This window comes from Paenibacillus sp. P5_B5, assembly GCF_056400365.1.
Genome location: NZ_JBFULK010000006.1, coordinates 155725 through 174243 on the forward strand (window position 1 = coordinate 155725; position 18519 = coordinate 174243).

At 40.9% G+C, this 18519-nt stretch carries 15 protein-coding genes; all 15 read left to right on the forward strand.

Annotated features, from left to right (window positions below; genetic code table 11):
- The first annotated feature begins 86 nt into the window (after positions 1 to 86).
- The 15 genes from AC1DOK_RS10645 (at position 87) to AC1DOK_RS10715 (ending at position 18494) form a co-directional block, all read left to right on the forward strand.
- Entirely contained in the window at positions 87 to 1013 is a 927-nt protein-coding gene (locus AC1DOK_RS10645; RefSeq protein ID WP_477554244.1) for an ABC transporter permease, read from the forward strand.
- A 24-nt stretch (positions 1014 to 1037) separates the two neighbouring features.
- Positions 1038 to 1928 carry a carbohydrate ABC transporter permease gene (locus AC1DOK_RS10650; protein WP_477554245.1) on the forward strand — a complete coding sequence of 297 codons (891 nt, stop codon included), beginning with the start codon at positions 1038 to 1040 and terminating at the stop codon, positions 1926 to 1928.
- 83 nt (positions 1929 to 2011) lie between these two features.
- The gene (locus tag AC1DOK_RS10655) at positions 2012 to 3541 is read left to right on the forward strand and encodes an extracellular solute-binding protein (RefSeq protein ID WP_477554246.1); all 1530 of its coding nucleotides are present in this window, start codon (positions 2012 to 2014) and stop codon (positions 3539 to 3541) included.
- Between the two features lie 90 nt (positions 3542 to 3631).
- Positions 3632 to 4912: a Gfo/Idh/MocA family protein gene (locus tag AC1DOK_RS10660; protein WP_477554247.1), complete on the forward strand. Its 1281-nt coding sequence runs from the start codon at positions 3632 to 3634 to the stop codon at positions 4910 to 4912.
- Positions 4913 to 4932: 20 nt separating this feature from the next.
- Positions 4933 to 6690 (forward strand): glycoside hydrolase family 35 protein, encoded by a 1758-nt coding sequence (locus AC1DOK_RS10665; protein ID WP_477554248.1) that lies wholly within the window; start codon positions 4933 to 4935, stop codon positions 6688 to 6690.
- Between the two features lie 209 nt (positions 6691 to 6899).
- Positions 6900 to 7412 (forward strand): flavodoxin family protein, encoded by a 513-nt coding sequence (locus tag AC1DOK_RS10670; RefSeq protein WP_477554249.1) that lies wholly within the window; start codon positions 6900 to 6902, stop codon positions 7410 to 7412.
- Positions 7412 to 7960, forward strand: a complete 549-nt coding sequence (locus tag AC1DOK_RS10675; protein ID WP_477554250.1) for a hypothetical protein — start codon at positions 7412 to 7414, stop codon at positions 7958 to 7960. The genes AC1DOK_RS10670 and AC1DOK_RS10675 overlap by 1 nt, the downstream gene beginning before the upstream one ends.
- Before the next feature lie 199 nt (positions 7961 to 8159).
- Positions 8160 to 10115 (forward strand): ribokinase, encoded by a 1956-nt coding sequence (gene rbsK / locus AC1DOK_RS10680; RefSeq protein WP_477554251.1) that lies wholly within the window; start codon positions 8160 to 8162, stop codon positions 10113 to 10115.
- Positions 10116 to 10130: 15 nt separating this feature from the next.
- On the forward strand, positions 10131 to 11498 hold the full coding sequence (locus AC1DOK_RS10685) for an acyclic terpene utilization AtuA family protein (RefSeq protein WP_477554252.1): 1368 nt from the start codon (positions 10131 to 10133) through the stop codon (positions 11496 to 11498).
- A gap of 2 nt (positions 11499 to 11500) precedes the next feature.
- Positions 11501 to 11812, forward strand: coding sequence for a DUF4387 domain-containing protein (locus AC1DOK_RS10690; protein WP_477554253.1), 312 nt, complete (start codon positions 11501 to 11503; stop codon positions 11810 to 11812).
- Entirely contained in the window at positions 11809 to 12735 is a 927-nt protein-coding gene (locus AC1DOK_RS10695) for an ABC transporter permease (RefSeq protein ID WP_477554254.1), read from the forward strand. The genes AC1DOK_RS10690 and AC1DOK_RS10695 overlap by 4 nt, the downstream gene beginning before the upstream one ends.
- Before the next feature lie 12 nt (positions 12736 to 12747).
- On the forward strand, positions 12748 to 13632 hold the full coding sequence (locus AC1DOK_RS10700; protein ID WP_477554255.1) for a carbohydrate ABC transporter permease: 885 nt from the start codon (positions 12748 to 12750) through the stop codon (positions 13630 to 13632).
- A 33-nt stretch (positions 13633 to 13665) separates the two neighbouring features.
- Positions 13666 to 15153, forward strand: coding sequence for an extracellular solute-binding protein (locus AC1DOK_RS10705; RefSeq protein WP_477554256.1), 1488 nt, complete (start codon positions 13666 to 13668; stop codon positions 15151 to 15153).
- A 60-nt stretch (positions 15154 to 15213) separates the two neighbouring features.
- Positions 15214 to 16374 (forward strand): ADP-ribosylglycohydrolase family protein, encoded by a 1161-nt coding sequence (locus tag AC1DOK_RS10710; protein ID WP_477554257.1) that lies wholly within the window; start codon positions 15214 to 15216, stop codon positions 16372 to 16374.
- Positions 16375 to 16388: 14 nt separating this feature from the next.
- Positions 16389 to 18494, forward strand: a complete 2106-nt coding sequence (locus AC1DOK_RS10715) for an ADP-ribosylglycohydrolase family protein (protein WP_477554258.1) — start codon at positions 16389 to 16391, stop codon at positions 18492 to 18494.
- Positions 18495 to 18519: the final 25 nt, after the last annotated feature.

Here is an 18519-nt window from a genome sequence, read left to right on the forward strand (position 1 = left end):
CCGAAAATTATGAATGCGTTTACATTTGGTACATGAAGTTCAAGCGAATGCATCAATAATTTGAAGAAAGAGAGAGGGCAATCTTCATGAAGAATACTAAAGCGAGAAGGCGCCCCATATGGCCAGATGTAAAAAGGGATAAATACTTGTACCTATTAGCATTACCGGGCTTGCTGTTTTTTATCATCTTTAAGTATGTACCGATTACGAATTTAGTTATTGCCTTTCAGGATTATACTCCATACTTAGGTGTTTGGAACAGTCCATGGGTAGGTTTTGAACATTTTATTCGGTTTTTCTCAAATGATGATTTTTGGATCTTGCTTAGAAATACGTTAGGTATTTCCTTTCTAAATTTAATTTTCTTTTTTCCGGCACCGATTATTTTATCTCTAATGATGAATGAGGTACGGAATTCGATTTTGAAGCGTACCGTACAGTCTTTGATTTACATCCCGCATTTCTTGTCATGGGTGCTAATCTATGGTCTTACGTTCCTCATGTTCTCGCAATCAGAAGGGTTGTTTAACAAGCTGCTCGTGGCGATGAATAAAGATACAGTGGATATTTTGTCTAATCCGAATTACTTCTGGGCCATGCTTACAGCTCAGTCAATCTGGAAAGAGATTGGTTGGGGAACGATTATTTTTCTTGCAGCGATAGCAGGCGTTGATCCTCAGCAATACGAGGCTGCTGTTATGGATGGTGCAGGAAGATTCCGCAGAATGTGGCATATTACCCTCCCAGCAATGAAGAACGTCATTATAATTTTGTTCATTCTTCGATTAGGAACCATTATGGATACAGGTTTTGAACAAATTTACTTGATGACGAATGCTTCTGTCGCCCATGTCGGCGAGGTGTTCGATACGTATGTATACCGAGTTGGTATTAGGCAAGGTGAATTTAGTTATAGTACCTCAATTGGACTATTCAAGTCGATTGTAGGCGTGATATTGGTTGTGGGTTCGAATAAGCTAGCTAAGCGTTATGGAGAAGAAAGCTTATATTAAGACAGAAGAAAGGAGATGCATCAGATGCTCGAATTAAACTTGACCTGGAAGAATCGGTTATTTAGTTACGTGAATGGTGGCTTGCTTATTCTAATAAGCCTCGCAATGATATTTCCGATCTATTATACGGTAGTGTTATCGTTTACCGATCCGACTGAATATTACGCTAGAGACCTTATTCTTTGGCCGCAAAATTGGTCGCTTGATGCTTATAAATATTTGCTGGGCAATGGATTGTTCACGACTTCTCTCGGGGTTAGCTTATTCCTAGCAACAGTAGGAACAGCATTAAGCCTTTTGGTCACAGGAGGCTTGTCCTACGCGATTTCTCGTAAACGTCTTCGATTCCGTAAGGGCATCATGTTTATGATCATGCTTACATTCTTGTTCTCACCGGGTCTTGTTCCTCTCTATATGGTTGTTCGCAATGTAGGGTTGATCGACAGTCTATGGTCACTTATTCTTCCGAGCTTGACGAGTGGTTGGTATGTGCTGCTCATGAAGGGCTTCTTCGATAGTATTCCAGAAAGCCTAGAGGAAGCTGCAAGGATTGATGGTTGTACGGAAATCGGCGTATTCTTCCGAATTATTATTCCGCTATCTTTGCCAGCGATTGTTGCATTTGGGCTGTTCTTTGCTGTAGCTTACTGGAACACCTACTTCAATGGATTGATGTTTATTAATCAACAAACCAAGTGGCCACTTCAAGTATTGCTCCAAAATATGCTTATAGACCCAACGACGATGGGTGGAGGCTCTGGGGGAATATCGATGTCTAGCATGAGTGCGCAGATGCCGAGCGAAACATTGAAGATGGCGGCAGTTGTTATTGCAACTGTTCCGATTATGCTGGTTTATCCTTTTTTACAGAAACATTTCGCTAAAGGAGCTATGGTTGGTTCTGTAAAAGAATGAGTTTTTATAAAAGAAAAGGATAAAAGAGGCAAGAAGAAACGGTTTTCTATAATACTAAAAAAATGATCAGGAGGGTTCAGTTTATGAAGAAAACTTTACAACCAGTAGGAAAACGATGGATCAAGACAACTACCGTGGCAGTTATCGCATCAAGTATGTTATTAACCGCATGTAGCAGTGGGAAAGAAGGAGCAGGCGAGGAAGGTGCACCTACAACGATACAGATTCAGGCACTCAATTATGCTCCCGAATTTATAGACAATACGAATTCAATTTGGAAAGAGATGGAGAAGCGGACGAATACAAAGCTAGATATCACGTGGCTGTCACCTTCTACAGCAGAAGAGAAAGTGAATGTGATGCTGGCGTCGGGTGACTTGCCAGAAGTTACATTTGTTGAAACGCTATTGAATCCGCAGCTTCAAAAAATGATTACGCAAGAAGTATTCTGGGATTTAACCCCGTTTATCAAAGACTATTCGAATTTAAGTGATCCAAGGTTAGCCGAATCGTGGTCTAGCTCTAAGATTAATGGCAAAAACTATTCAATTCCTAGATACTATCCGAGTACTGGCGGTGGTGTGTTTCCGATGCTGCGTAAAGATTGGCTTGATAAGCTAGGGCTTGAAGTTCCCAAGACGATGGACGAGCTGTTCGATGTGTTGAAAGCATTCAAAGAGAAGGATCCGAATGGCAATGGCGAACAGGATGAGTTGGCGTATTCTGCTGATCCAGCTTCACTTAACTTCATTTACAACGTATTCAATGGAACGCAAGGGGAGTGGAAGCTGAAGGATAATAAACTGGTTCCACTTATTACAGAGGATGCTTCACGTGATGCGCTGCTGTGGAATAAGAAAGCTTTTGATGCAGGTCTGTTACCGAAAGATTTTGCTATTTATAAATTCTCACAAGTGAAGGATTCCCTACGTGGTGGTAAAGTAGGCGGTGCTGGTTTATCGATGAATCATGCTTGGGTTACTGGCTCCAAAATTCGTGACGTGGTACCTACAGCAGATTTAGTGCCAGTTACTTACCTGGAAAATCCACAGGGAGTGAAGTATACGCCATCTGGTGTTTCTTACTATGGTGTGTATTTGATTCCGAAAAAAGTGTCTGAAGCGAAAGTGAAGAAAATACTCGAATTCTTTGATTATGCATATGGCAAAGAAGGCAATGATCTTGCTTTCTATGGTATAGAGGGTGTTCATTACAACGTAGTGGATGGACGCAAGGTGCCAACGCCTCAAAGTGTAACGGATAAAGCTGGTGACGGGAATATGGGGAATATGATTCATCTTATCAGTGATGATATGTCGATTGGTGCCGTTGGTATGTCAGATGAAGTGTATAAGCGTAATGTTGAGATTGTTGGCGAGCGCAAGAAGGTGAAAACGCCTTACCCAGGCTTAGAATTGTATTCAGAAGCTTATAATAAATATTTCCCAGAAATTTTGAAAAAAGTAAATGATATGCGTACAAAGGTTATTACGGGTAAGGAATCAATTGAAGCGTATGACAAGTTCATTAACCAGCTTCGTAAAGACCCTACTTTACAACAAGTAGCTGACGATATGACGACTGTTTATAACAAAAAAATGAGCGCTAACTAAAAGAAGAAGTGTTGGAGTGTCTAGCTACGTAACTGCTAGGCACTCCTTCATGCTACCAAAGCGACGATACAGTCAGAAGGAGATAAAGTAATGAAAACTAGACCTATTACCGCCATTGTGATTGGAGCAGGAGATCGTGGTTCACGCGCTTATGCACCCTATGCGTTTGAGAATAAAGAAGATCTAGTAATTGTTGGGGTTGCTGACCCTAACAGAGACCGACGTCAATCGTTTGCAACTGACCACTCCTTATCACCAGAGCAGGAGTATACTTCTTGGGAAAGTATCTTGGCTGGTGAAAAGCTCGCAGATGTTGCGATTATTTGTACAATGGATACCATGCATCTAGAGCCGACCTTACGTGCCTTGGAACTAGGCTATCACATTCTACTGGAGAAACCTATGTCACCTGTGCCAAGTGAATGTGTGCAGATGGAACAAGCAGCGAAGAAACATAATCGCTTGCTGACGATTTGCCATGTTCTGCGTTACACACCGTTCTGGCAAACGATCAAGCATGAAATTGAACAAGGAGCAATTGGAGAAATTGTTTCCGTCCAGCTCAATGAGAATGTAGGAAATATGCACATGTCCCACAGCTTTGTACGTGGTAATTGGCGTAATAGTGATACAACAAGTCCGATGATTCTGCAAAAGTCTTGTCACGATATGGATATTCTTACTTACATTATGAATGAGCCCTGTTTACGCATCAGTTCGTATGGATCGTTGATGCATTTTCATGAAGGTAATAAGCCGGAGGGCGCTCCTCTTCGCTGTGTGGATGGTTGTCCTGCTGAGAAGGATTGCCAGTATCACGCGGTGAATTATTATATGGGTGATGGACGAGGCTGGGCTCGTAAAATTACAGATAATCATACAGATGAAGGAATTATGGAAGCACTTCAGACGGGTCCATATGGGCGATGTGTATATCAAACCGACAATAATGTAGTTGATCATCAAGTTGTAAATATGGAATTTGCTAGTGGAGCTACAGCAACATTCAGCATGTGTGGATTCACCAAAGATAACACTCGAATTGTACAAATTATGGGGACCAAAGGCGACATTCGGGGGAATATGGAAGATGACGAGATTACGGTTAATGAGTTTGTTACACAACAATCGCGCAAAGTGAAAATAGATACACCTAAATCGGGTCATGGTGGCGGTGATTTCGGCATTGTTCGCTCATTTATTGATGAAGTTCGTCACTATGGTATTCGTAACGGAGAGAGTTTATCTTCAGCAGAAGAGTCTATGCGTAGTCACTTAATGGCTTTTGTCGCAGAAGAATCCAGATTACACAAAGGGAAGTCTATTGAAATATCCGAGTTTATGAATCAATTCCTTCCGTCAACCAATTGATAATGAGAGAGGTATCTATTATGAGTGTACTAGAGGTTAAAGGAAATCAATTTATGTTAAATGATCAACCTATTCAGATCATTTCGGGTGCAATTCATTATTTTCGCGTTGTTCCTGAATACTGGAGAGACCGTTTACTGAAGCTTAAAGCATGCGGCTTTAATACGGTTGAAACTTATGTTGCATGGAATATTCATGAACCTAAACCTGGACAATTCGTATTTGACGGGATTGCTGATCTCGTAAAGTTTATTGGAATTGCGGATGAACTAGGCTTATTCGTGATCGTTAGACCGAGTCCGTATATTTGTGCCGAATGGGAATTCGGTGGATTGCCAGCATGGTTATTGCGTGAACCTGGTATGAGGCTTCGCTGTTACGATGAGCGCTTCCTTAAGCATGTAGACGATTACTATGATGTCTTATTATCCAAATTGGCACCACTTCAAAGTACGAATGGCGGACCGATTATTGCGATGCAAATTGAGAACGAATACGGCAGCTACGGAAATGATAAGCTGTATTTAAACTATTTACGAGAAGCCATGATCAAACGTGGAATTGATGTACTTCTATTCACATCCGATGGCCCACTCAATTTTATGCTCGAAGGCGGTATGGTGCCAGGCGTACTTGAGACCGTTAACTTTGGATCACGTGCTGAAGAGGCTTTCAATAAATTAGAAGAATATCAGCAGAATCATCCCTATATGTGTATGGAATTTTGGAACGGCTGGTTTGATCACTGGGGCAACCCGCATCATACACGTGATACAGCAGATGCAGCCAAAGTATTTGAGGATATGCTTGAATTGAAGGCTTCGGTAAACTTCTATATGTTCCATGGGGGCACGAATTTTGGCTTCTATAATGGTGCGAACTGTGGGGAAGAAGGCTATAATCCGACTACAACAAGCTATGATTATGATTCTGCTGTTAGCGAATGTGGAGATGTTACAGATAAATTCTATGCTTTCCGGGAAGTGCTTGCAAAGTATATCGATTTGCCACCTCTACAATTACCAGAGCCTATCCAAAAGCGTAGTTACGGTCAAGTTCAACTGACTCAGCAAGCTGGGTTGTTCGAATCCTTGGAGGAATTATCGAGTCCGGTACAGAGAACATGCCCCGAGACGATGGAGCAGCTCGGTCAAGACTATGGATTTATTCTATACACGACACAAGTACAAGGTCCACGTGAGGAGTGCGCGTTAAACTTACAGGAGGTTCATGATCGCGCGCTCGTGTTTGTGAATGGTGAATATGTAGGTGTGAGAAGTAGATGGAAGACGGAAGAGCCTATTAAGATCACGATCCCGCAGGATGGTATCCTACTACAAATTCTTGTGGAAAATACAGGTCGTATTAATTATGGTCCATACATGAATGACCCTAAAGGGATCACGGAAGGCATTCGATTGGGCAATCAGTTCTTATATGGATGGACGATACATACATTGCCGCTTGCTTCATTAGAAAACCTTTCTTTCAGTGAAAAAGGCTCTAAACAAGCTGAACATGGAACACCAGCCTTCTATAAAGGTACGTTCCACGTTAATCAAACTGCGGATACATTCCTCGAGTTCAAAGGTTGGACCAAAGGTGTTGCTTATCTCAATGGTTTCAATCTTGGACGCTACTGGGAAATTGGACCGCAACAGACGCTTTATATTCCTGCTCCACTATTACGTGAAGGTGAGAATGAGCTAATTCTCTTCGAGCTACATGGATGTGAGGCACCTATTGTGACGCTTGGTGATAAACCAATTCTGGGCTAACCGAATATAACAATCAGAAAATCGAAAAAAATCACTGTATATAAATAACGACAATAACCCGCTCTGGCTGTATTCAGGGCGGGTTATTTGCTGTTAGCACACTTAGCCTCGTTGATTCGTGGTTTTGTTAATTGAGCAAAAGATGTAAGTCTTATATAATGGATTGAATTACATATTGAAATACTTGTACAATCTGTTGGAGGGCATACATGCAAACTTTATTATTGACCGATGTACAATTAATGTATAGTGAACTACCACTACATCTGCAGGAGGCTAAAATTGTTGATGTACAATCGGCAAATGTAAGCCCCTGTATTGGATGTTACACTTGCTGGATTAAGACACCAGGAAAATGTGTGTTTAAAGATGATGCCGTACAAATTAATCGAGATATTATACAATGTGAAACGGTTATTTATATATCCAGAGTCAAATACGGTTGTTATGATACGCCACTTAAACGAATATTGGATCGTACTAATCCTATTCAACAGCAACTCTTAAGGCTACACGAAAATGAAATTCATCAGGTTCAAAGAGATGTTAAACAAAAGGATGTCATTATAATCGGATATGGGGATATTTCTGATGAAGAAAAACATATTTTTGAGAATTTGGTAGCCCGAAATGCACTTCATATGAGCTATAGAAATTATCAAGTGATCTTCTGTAAGAAGGAAGGAATCGCTGAAGTATTGAAAGGAATAAGTGACTCGTAATGGAGCAAGTTCTTTTACTTAACGCTAGTCCTAGAAGTACGGAATCCAGTTCAGCTATTTATTTGTCTCATCTTGAAACAGCCTTAAAGAAGCAAGAAGTAAGTTGTAGCAGTGTAACATTAAGTTCCGATAATCATCATGAATTAGGTGATCAATTATTTCATAGTGATAAGGTTGTTATGGCTTTTCCGCTCTATGCTGATTGCATTCCATCCACCTTACTGTCCTTTTGGAATTACATTGAGCAGCAGGCTAGTGAGTATAACACGCGACCTAAAATATATGTTGTCATCAATTGTGGTTATCTTGAACATACAGATAATGACATAGCGATCTCAATTGTTAAACAGTTCTGTATACAAGTTGGTTTTGAATATGGCTTTGCATTAAAAATCGGCTCTGGAGAAATGATTATGACAATACCATTCAAGTTCATGGTGATTGCGAAGCTAAAAAAAATGTCGAAGCTCATTTGCAGTGAGGCAAGCACTGAGGATTTGTACGTACAAATGCCCCTTGGTAAGAAGATGTTTGTAAAAAAAGAATGATTAGGAAAGTGACCACAATTCAGTAATTAATCTGATGAGTGGTCTTTTTTATGATTAAATATGTGAATTATTTTACTTAAATGATAATTTTAATAATTCAATTGACTCAGACTTTTAAGTGTGCTATTTTTAGCTTAAGAAAACACTTTCCTAAACTATTTTCGTAAGATTATGTCTCATAACATGAGGTACTTCAATAATGACGATTTATAAATCAGGTCAAGGTCCTTCGGAATCTATTTCTATGACAATCAAAGATATCGCTAGGCTTGCTGGGGTTTCTATTGCAACAGTTTCCAAAGTACTGAACCATAAAGATCAGGACATTGGAGAAGAGACTAAGAATAAGATTGCTAGAATCATAAGTGAACATAATTACATCCCCTATCAGAAGGTCATGAGAAGAATGGCAGCAAAAACTGCAACGATTGGTCTTGTGATTGCTGACGTTGCCGATTCTTTCTATAAGCAGTTTGCTCGTGGTGTAGAAGATGCGGCCTATCAAGAGAATATGAGTGTTATCATTTGCAACACGGATGGAGAAGAACTTAGAGAAAAGAAATATATGGAGATTCTTAAAGAGCGTAATGTGGAAGGGATTCTATTCGCCCCATCATCAAGCGTGAATGGACGGGACATTGCTGAATATATCGATGATCAGATACCTGTTGTTTTGGTCGATCGGAGAGATGACAATGATGTAAACCAAGTCTATTTTAATTATTCTCAGGGTACCTATATCGCTACTCAGCAATTGATAGACAAGAAGCATGAGCTGATTGGTTATATCAGTAGTCCTTTATCCAATCAAGATGCATCAGATAAACTCGAAGGTTATAAGAAGGCGCTTTACGACAACAATATAAGTTTTGATAAAAGTCTGTTTGTTGAAAGCGCTATCAGTAATCATAAGCAGGTTGGATATGATGGGGCTAGAACACTTTTATCCAAGGGTGTGACTGCGATAATGACTAGTAATGACGTTATTGCATGTGGTGCCTACATCGCTGCTAATGAATTGATGATGAAGATTCCACAGGATATTTCGGTAATTGGCTTTGGTGATACCTATATTTGCGAGCTGGTAACACCGACACTTACCTCAGTGACTTATCCACTTTATGATATGGGCTTTGCTGCATGTTTGTCTCTGATTAAACAAATTAAGCCGGAAGTTGAAGCAAAGCAGCTTGTTTACGAACCATCTATTGCTAGTAGACAAAGTGTAGCTACACCTCGAAATGCAGATGAATCTCCCAATGAGAAGATCGTAATTGTAGGTAGCTTAAATATGGATATCATCTTGAGAGTTTCCCATATCCCTAAGGTTGGTGAAACGATCCTGACGAATGATATTAAGAATGCTGCTGGAGGTAAAGGCGCGAACCAAGCTGTAGGCGCAGGTAAATTAGGCGGTAAAGTGTGCATGATTGGTCGAGTAGGGAATGATCTCTATGGTCGTGAGCTATATAACGGTCTAATCAAGAATGGTGTCGATGCAAGCGGAATTGTATTCGACGAAATGCTCCCGACAGGTAATGCGTATATTTATGTTTCGGATAACGGTGATAACAATATTGTTGTTAACCCGGGTGCTAACTCACGACTGAGTGTGGAGCAAGTGAGCTCTTTTGAATCGATTTTTGAAAATGCGAGCTATTGCTTAATTCAAATGGAAATACCTATGAACACGATCGAATATGTGGCGGCTATATGCCGGAAGAATAACATCAAGCTAATCTTAAATCCTGCACCAGCGCAGAAAATTAATTATAAATGTTTTGAAGATTGTTTCCTGGTTGTGCCGAATGAGACGGAAATTGATTTGATTATTCCTGGTGATTTTACAATGGAAGAGAAAGCTTACAAGTTGCTCGATAAAAGCTTTCAGAACGTAATCGTAACACTTGGCGAGAAGGGCTGTTTACTCATTAACAAGCATACGAAGCAATATTTTTCAGCAGCAGCCTTCAAGGCAGTAGATACAACTGGTGCAGGGGATTCATTCATTAGTGGTCTTGCAGTAGCACTCGCTGAAGGCAAGGATTTGGCAGATGCGATAAGATTCGCAAGTTTAGCTGCTGGAATAACGGTTAGTAGGGAAGGCGCACAGCCATCTCTGCCTGATAAAGAAGCAATGAGAATGTATTTGTAACTAGTGGAGGGTCTAATGACAAAGGAAGAATTTAGAATTTTGGCACCATGTGGGATGTTAGGCTACGGCTTTCCGAAGTCATCATTTATGAAAGGCATGGAATCCTGCCCAGATGCGATTGTAGTTGATGCTGGTTCTACGGATGCTGGACCTCATAAATTAGGTGCAGGTACAGCGATTGTTAGCAAGCAAGCATGTAAGAAGGATTTAGAACTCATGATAGTCGCAGGAGCTAAAGCTAAGATTCCAGTGATTATCGGATCTGCTGGTGGAAGCGGAGCTAAGGTTCATGTGGAGTGGACACGTTCGATTATCATGGAGATTTTGCAAGAACGAGGGATTAATCACGTTAAGGTTGCAACCATCTGGGCGGACATTCCGCACGAAGCTGTAGAAGCTAAGCTAGCATCAAATCAATGTGAACCATTAGGCGTAAGTGTTAAACCGTTAACGAAAGACAGATTGCAAGCTACTCAAAGTATTGTTGCCCAAATGGGTCATGAGCCTATTATGGAGGCCTTGCAAGAAGGTGCAGACATCATCATCTGCGGAAGAGCCTATGATCCATCACCATTTGCAGCAGTTGCTATGCATCATGGCTTTGATCCTGCACTTGCTTATCACTTAGGCAAAATATTAGAGTGTGCAGCGCTTTGCGCCGATCCAGGTACAACAAAGGATTGCATGATGGGCATTCTAAAAAAGGATTCATTTATCGTCAAACCGCTTAATGAGTTTCGTAAATGCACAACGATATCCGTTGGTGCACACACGTTCTATGAGAAGGATCATCCCTACATTCTACACGGACCGGGAACAGTGTTAAATCTTGAACATTGTGTCTTCGCTGAAGTAGGTGACGGCAGTGTAGAAGTTCGGGGTAGCCAAATTACGAATACGCCTGTATACAAGATTAAGCTTGAAGGTGCTATGAGGGTAGCATATCGCACATTCGTCATTGCAGGTGTTAGAGATCCTCTACTGATTGCGCAGATTGAAGAAGTTGAAGATCTAGTGAAGAAACAGGTCTATGAATATTACAGTGAGATTCCGTCAGAGGATTACCAAATTAATTTCATTAATTATGGTTTGAATGGTGTAATGGGAGAATTGGAACCAACACCAAATGCAGGGCATGAGCTTGGCATTATGTTCGAAGTTATTGCATCCACACAAGAGCTTGCTAATACGATTTGCAGCTCCGTCAGATCAACATTCTTGCATTATGGTTATAAAGGAAGAAAATCTACAGCTGGTAATCTTGCTTTCCCGTTTGCTCCTAGCGATGTACCTTTTGGTGCTGTATATGAGTTCTCGGTATATCATTTGATGGAAGTCGCAGACGGACATGAGATGTTCCACTGCGAATATACAGAGGTGTAAGTATGAAATTATATGATGCTGCAGCAGTTTTACGGAGTAAGAATAGCGGACCTTTTGAAATAACGGTGGATGCGCTTTTTACTGACCCTGCGATCTATTACAAAATTAAGGACTCTGGGGTCATTAATAAAGAAGTGGTATCAAGACTATACAATATTGAACAAGAAAGTATTATGCATATCGTATTTTTTGATCAGGCGTTAGGTTTCAAAATCACGTTTGCACGAAAGGTTTCCTCAGGTACTTTCTTGGACAGGGACGTGTATGGTGCTCAACAGCATGCACCACTCATGGAGTTGGAGGTGGACTTATGAACAAACAAGGAATGATGAGAGTTAGCAAAGGCTCTAAGCTGAAGCAGGTTTGGTCGGATAAGGTACTCTATATTATGCTACTACCGGCTTTTGCCTACTTTATCATCTTCCATATATGGCCGATTATTGAGATGAAGCTGGCGTTCTATGATTATCGTATTATTGGCGATGATATCTTCGTCGGAATGAAGTACTTCAAGGAATTATTCAGTACGCCTGTGTTTGCACAGGTACTATCTAATACACTCATTATTAGTGCGATGAAAATGTTAATTGTATTTCCAGTTCCAATCCTTTTTGCACTTATGCTTAATGAGTTTATCAATGGCAAGTTTCGCAAGTCGATTCAAGTAATCTCCTATTTGCCTCACTTCTTGTCATGGGTTGTTATTGCAGGTATTTGGTTCGAGTTCTTGTCCCCTTCGACAGGAGCAATTAATGAACTGATTAAGCTGTTCGGATTCTCTGCACAGGATTTCTTAACGGATAAGGATAGTATTAGGTGGGTTCTGGTATTTAGTGAAGCATGGCGAAGTACTGGTTGGGATTCCATTATTTATCTGGCAGCAATTATCGGTATTAGTCCGAGCCTATACGAAGCGGCCTATGTAGATGGAGCAACACGCTGGCATATTGTATCACGTATTGTTATTCCGAATTTATATATCCCTATGGTCACAATATTTATTCTGAATATTGGATTTATTATGAACGCCGGTCTTGATCAGGTGCTCAATTTCACGAATGATTCAGTGGGCAGCCATATCGATATTATTGATACTTATGTTTATCGAATGGGCTTACTGAACGGCCAATATTCCTTTGCTACTGCAGCTAACTTGTTCAAGAGCGCGATTGGCGTTGTTCTCGTGCTGTCGACACATTTTGTATCCAAAAAATTGACCTCAAAAGGTGCATGGTAAGGAGGCTTATGTATGGTAGGGAGAAAATTAACTGTCTCTAAATTCTTGATCGGAATCATTCTAACGCTCATGACTCTGACAATGTTCGTACCGATCGTGAATTTGTTCGCCAAAGCCTTCTCGAACCCTGACAAGGTCCATTTACTTAAAGGCTATGACATTATTCCCAAAGGCTTATCGCTTATTAACTTTCAGGTTGTACTGAGCAACCCGATTGTCGGCAAAGCACTTGTTAATTCATTGTTTATTACGATTGTAGGAACATGCTTAAGTGTATTCTTCACAACGATTACTGCGTATGTCTTAACCCGCAAGAACTTGGTCGGCAAAACACCGATGATGATATTCCTAATCATCATTATGATCTTTGAACCTGGCTATATCCAAGAATATCTAGTCATGAAAGATCTTGCGTTGCTTGATAATTTGTGGTCAATGGTCATTTATAGAACGATTAATGTCTACTATCTGATCATTATGATGCGATTTATGGAAGAAATTCCGGATTCCTTGATTGAAGCAGCGAAGATTGATGGTGCAGGTCATATGAAATTATTCATGCGAATCGTCTTCCCACTTGCGCGAATACCTGTCTTAACAATCGGTATGTTCTATGCCATTGCAAGATGGAATGAATTCTTTAAATCGAGTATTTTCCTGTCAAGTCGTGAGAATACCGTTCTCCAAGTGCTACTTAGGCAGTTCATTGTCGAGCGAGATACATCAGCATTAGTCGGTACAGCTGAACTACTGAAGAATAGTAATATTGCGCAACTTGATTTCTCTGCACTTAAAGCAGCAACTATCGTGGTTGCTATGATTCCGATTCTTATGCTCTATCCCATTATTCTAAGGCATTATACAAGTGGCGTAATGGAAGGCGGCATTAAAGAATAAATAGCAAGAAACATATAAGGGAGGAAATAGAAAATGAAGAAAATACTTTTCACGTTGGTTGCGATGATGATGCTAGTAACCACAGCTTGTAGTAGTGGTGGAGATAAGGCGGCTAGTGAAACTCCTGCAGCTACAACTACAGGGACAGCAACACCAGCACCAAAAGCAAATGCAGACCCTGTGACAATCAAGATTGTCGATAAAGACTTCCTACCAGATGATCCTCTTATTAAAGGTATTGAAGAAGGTATGAAAGCTGAAGGCAAGAACGTGAAGATCGAGGTAGTACCCGTACAGAGTGGTACTTATTCAGAGAAGCTAGGCTTGCTGCTGCAAAGCGGTAATATTCCGGATCTGATTTATTTCCAAGGTGGAGATTATCAATTTGCGATGACACAAAAGATTCTTGAAGATTTGACACCATACATTGATAAATCAACACATGTGAAAGCAGCAATGAGTCCTTTTAACCAAGAAAGAACGAAGAACTATCCATACCTGGTATGGTTATCGCCAACAACAACTAAGATTCCAGTTGTTCGTCAGGATTGGTTCGATAAGACAGCTTCGGGTAAAGAATTATTAGCTAATCCATCAGCTGACAACTACTATAATTTCTTTAAAGAAGTGAAAGAAAAGGGCGGAGCTAAGTTCGCTTACACAGTACCTGGAGATTTAGAAGAAATTGATACTTTATTTGCACAATCCTTCGGTTTAACTTCGACTTGGATCAAGGGTGCGGACGGTAAATATGCATTCGGTAAAACAACAGAGTTCGAGAAGAATAAATTAGATTTCTACGCGAAGCTTTATAAAGATGGACTACTTGATCCAGAATTCTTAACGAAGAAGTGGGATACGAAAGAAAAAGCTTTCTATGATGGAGATGCAGCTGTAATTGCAGGTACACAAGGTAAAGTTATTGACCTGTACAATCAGAAGTCAACTAAACAAAATGGAGCAACAGCTGTAGTAATGCCATTACCAGCAGCTAAAGGTGTAGGCCAAGGTTACTCACCAATTGATGTTAGTAAAGAAGGCCGTGGATTTGCTATTGCGAGCACATCTAAGAACAAGGATATGGCATTTGCTGTACTAGAGTTCTTGGCGAGTCCAAAAGGTCAAATGCTTGATAAGCTTGGAGTTGAAGGTGTTCAATATCAGATCGCAGATGGCAAAATTAAGCTAACTGAGAAATCAGCTGAATGGTTTGCACGTTTTGTAGATTCCAACGTTAACTTTAAGCCAGACAAAGAGTTTGATCCATCAACACCATTCTTATCTGCACCAGCATATAAGTCTTTAGAAATGGTCGCTTCCATGTCAACGAAGGATAATACATTCATTATGCCTGCTGAACTTGCATCTAAATGGGATGCTTGTGTAGCCCTATATAAAGAATTTGCAGCTAACTATGTAACAGGTAAGAAGTCTGCTGCTGACTTCGATAAGTTCGTACAAGATTGGAATGCAGCAGGCGGTAAGGATATTACAGAACACGCGAATAAAACGATTAAATAAATGAACTGCACAGTGTGGGGCTTATGTTGCCCCACACTCCCTGTAGAGGGAGTGAAGTAGATGATATCTTTTGCTGATCGAGTTAAGGGTGTAATCTTTGGTACTGCATTTGGTGATGCGATGGGCGCTGTTGTTGAGAAACTGCCTTATAGCGAAATCAAAGAGAAGTATGGAAGAGTGGAAACAACAAGGACCAAATGGTGGAAAGCTGATTTTCCAGAAGCCTTAAGGTTAGGGAGAATGAGAGGTCAAGGGATTGTAACCGACGATACGCTCATGACGCTTGCCTTAATGAATGTCTATTGTACAGAGAGACGACATCTCGATGCTTATGATGTAGCGAATGAATTTGTAAAAGAGATTTCTTTTCGTCCAAGGTATATTCCCGAGTTTGGTAGAGAAGCTTTAATCATGGATAGATTGTTCTATCCTGAGAAGCATATTTTCAATCGTCATGTGCTCGCGAATTGTGAGCCTCGTGAAGGCGGATATGGCAACATGGTTAACTGTGGTGCAGCTATGTATATTGCCCCAATTGGGATCGTTAATGCTTGTAATCCCAAAGGTGCATATGATGAGGCGATTCTGTTTGCATCCGGACATCAACTTAGCTATGGCCTTGAAGCAGCAGGTGTAATGGCTTGCTGTGTCGCTAAGGCATTCGAGCCGGGAGTAACGGTAGACGATATTGTAAGCACGGCTTTACAGTATGCCAAGGATGGGACGAAGCAGGCGATACAGGCAATTTATGAAGTGGCATTAGAGCTAAGAAGTATCAAGGACAACAGAGATGAAGTCGTAAGACAATTTCATGAGATTATGAGCAAGTATTCACCAATGGGTGATGACGTCAATAGAAATGTGAACAAGGTGGGGCTACCTTCCAACTACTATACGCCTAGTCGTCTGTTTTCAATTGAAGAGCTACCATTAGCGCTAGCGTATATCGTACTGCATGAGGGTGATTTTTTAGAAGCTATTAAGGATGGAGTTAGTTCTGGTCGTGATACGGATTCAATCGGTGTAATGATCGGAGCTATATTAGGTGCGATGCAAGGCATTACAGTTATTCCAACTGACGAAGTCGAAACTTTGGAACAAGCTAATAAACAAAATATCGAGCAACATTGTGATCAGTTTATTGAAACAGCAGCATTTATTATTCAGCAAGATTTAGAAATGAACAATATGAGACAACAGCAGCTTCGCTCAATCAACTAAAGGCGGTGTACATAATGATACCTTCAAATTATTTAGAGAAAATTTATTCAGGTTACTTAGGGATGAACATTGGCATAAGACTCGGGGCGCCGGTTGAACCGACAATCTGGACTTATGAGAGAATACGCAATACGTACGGCGATATTACGGATTATGTGAAGGAATTCAAGAACTTTGCAGCAGATGACGATGCGAATGGTCCATTCTATTTCTTGCGTGCACTTTATGATGATGCTGTAGATCGTGATATTACGCCGAATGATGTAGCGCGTGCATGGCTTAACTATGCTCGTGAGGGTGTAGGTATGTTCTGGTGGGGCGGGTACGGTGTTAGTACGGAGCATACAACCTATATCAATTTGAAAAATGGTATTGAAGCGCCTAAATCCGGATCGATCGAGCAAAATGGCCATATTATTGCAGAACAAATCGGTGGACAGATTTTTATCGATACTTGGGGTCTTGTTAATCCATGCAACCCTAAGAAAGCTGCTGACTTCGGTGAAGCTGCAGCTAGGGTGTCTCATGATGGTGATGGCGTGAATGGAGCTAGATTCTTCTGTGCGGCAATTTCCAAAGCATTTGAAACGAGCGATATTAATGAAATCGTTGAAGCGGGCCTAGGCCAAATTCCTGCAGATTCTACGTATGTGAAAGTAGCGAGAGCGGTTATGGAGTTCCATAAGGCTCAGCCAGGCGATTTCAGAGCATGTCGAGACATGCTAGAAAGAGATTGGGGCTACGATAAATACAAAGGCGTCTGTCATATGATCCCGAATGCGGGTGTATGTATTTTGGCACTTATGTATGGAGAGGGCGACTTTAACCGTACTGTTGAAATCGCTACAATGTGCGGCTGGGATACAGATTGTAATGCGGGTAATGTAGGTACGGTGCTAGGCGTTGCTTGTGGTCTAGAAGGAATTGCTGCTAAATACCGGAAGCCAATTAACGATGCGATCGTGATGTCAGGTATTTCAGGCTATCTCAATATCTTAGATATTCCAACCTATTCGAAGGAATTAGCTATTCTAGGTTATCGTATAGCTAGGGTAGAATGCCCTCAAGCATTACTGGATAGCTTTAAGGAAGATGAAATCTACTTTGATTTTGAGTTGCCTGGATCAACGCATAATATGCGTGTATCTAATCCCTTTTTTTGCGAAATCAAGCATTCAACAGACCATGCTTATCAAGGATCAGGTTCACTCGAAGTGTTGTTTGATCGCATGACACGTGGTGAGCAATCCAAAATTTATTATAAGCCTTTCTATTCAAGAGATGAATTCAGTGATGAGCGATATTCACCAACGTTCGCACCTAAGGCATATTCTGGTCAGAAAGTTTCGATGAAAATCTATTTGGATCAGTGGAATGGTAATGAAACGATGGGCTTTGCCCCTTATGTACGACTAGCTAAAAGTAAAACAGATCTGCTGCAAGGCTATATCAAGCTTGTTAATAACGAATGGCTGGATGTGGAATTCGAGATTCCTGATTCAGAGGGTGCGTTAATTGATGAAGTCGGTATCGTGCTCGAATCCTATACGCCTGGCAAATTCAAAAGTCTGGGCAGAATCTTTATTGACGAATTTAGAATTCATGGTAAATCGGATTACGCGATCGATTTCAACAAACAAGCGATTAACTTTGGTTGTGTAACGCCTTTTGCTCACAATCATGGGGCATGGAGTCTTGTTGATGGATCGATGTATCTCATGACTGCTGAGCCTAGTGAAGCCTATACAGGTAACTATTTTGCCCGAGATTATACGGTTTCGCTCTCCATAAATCCTCAAAGTGGTGCTTCGCACATGGTTGCGGTTCGTGCACAAGGTGCGATGCGTGGCTACCATGTAGGATTCGACGGAGAAGATCAGATTTCTCTATATCTGAATGATCATGGCTACACGCGGTTAACTGGATGCCAATATGCGTGGAAATTTAATCAAGAATATGAGTTCAAGGTTACCGTGCAAGAAAATACAATTACACTGTGGATTAACGGTGAAGAGCTGCTCAAGTATGAGGATGATACGTTTACTTATGGGATGTATGGGGTGAGTACGATCACAGCGGCAAGAACCTACTACAGTAATATTAGATTGACAGAGATATAGTATGTTTCTTAGTGAAGCGAGAGGA

What these genes read in the sequence shown, in the direction of transcription:
- AC1DOK_RS10645 (WP_477554244.1), top strand. Translation starts at nt 87, where the DNA reads ATGAAGAATACTAAAGCGAGAAGGCGCCCCATATGGCCAGATGTAAAA.
- AC1DOK_RS10650 (WP_477554245.1), top strand. Translation starts at nt 1,038, where the DNA reads ATGCTCGAATTAAACTTGACCTGGAAGAATCGGTTATTTAGTTACGTG.
- AC1DOK_RS10655 (WP_477554246.1), top strand. Translation starts at nt 2,012, where the DNA reads ATGAAGAAAACTTTACAACCAGTAGGAAAACGATGGATCAAGACAACT.
- AC1DOK_RS10660 (WP_477554247.1), top strand. Translation starts at nt 3,632, where the DNA reads ATGAAAACTAGACCTATTACCGCCATTGTGATTGGAGCAGGAGATCGT.
- AC1DOK_RS10665 (WP_477554248.1), top strand. Translation starts at nt 4,933, where the DNA reads ATGAGTGTACTAGAGGTTAAAGGAAATCAATTTATGTTAAATGATCAA.
- AC1DOK_RS10670 (WP_477554249.1), top strand. Translation starts at nt 6,900, where the DNA reads ATGCAAACTTTATTATTGACCGATGTACAATTAATGTATAGTGAACTA.
- AC1DOK_RS10675 (WP_477554250.1), top strand. Translation starts at nt 7,412, where the DNA reads ATGGAGCAAGTTCTTTTACTTAACGCTAGTCCTAGAAGTACGGAATCC.
- rbsK (WP_477554251.1), top strand. Translation starts at nt 8,160, where the DNA reads ATGACGATTTATAAATCAGGTCAAGGTCCTTCGGAATCTATTTCTATG.
- AC1DOK_RS10685 (WP_477554252.1), top strand. Translation starts at nt 10,131, where the DNA reads ATGACAAAGGAAGAATTTAGAATTTTGGCACCATGTGGGATGTTAGGC.
- AC1DOK_RS10690 (WP_477554253.1), top strand. Translation starts at nt 11,501, where the DNA reads ATGAAATTATATGATGCTGCAGCAGTTTTACGGAGTAAGAATAGCGGA.
- AC1DOK_RS10695 (WP_477554254.1), top strand. Translation starts at nt 11,809, where the DNA reads ATGAACAAACAAGGAATGATGAGAGTTAGCAAAGGCTCTAAGCTGAAG.
- AC1DOK_RS10700 (WP_477554255.1), top strand. Translation starts at nt 12,748, where the DNA reads ATGGTAGGGAGAAAATTAACTGTCTCTAAATTCTTGATCGGAATCATT.
- AC1DOK_RS10705 (WP_477554256.1), top strand. Translation starts at nt 13,666, where the DNA reads ATGAAGAAAATACTTTTCACGTTGGTTGCGATGATGATGCTAGTAACC.
- AC1DOK_RS10710 (WP_477554257.1), top strand. Translation starts at nt 15,214, where the DNA reads ATGATATCTTTTGCTGATCGAGTTAAGGGTGTAATCTTTGGTACTGCA.
- AC1DOK_RS10715 (WP_477554258.1), top strand. Translation starts at nt 16,389, where the DNA reads ATGATACCTTCAAATTATTTAGAGAAAATTTATTCAGGTTACTTAGGG.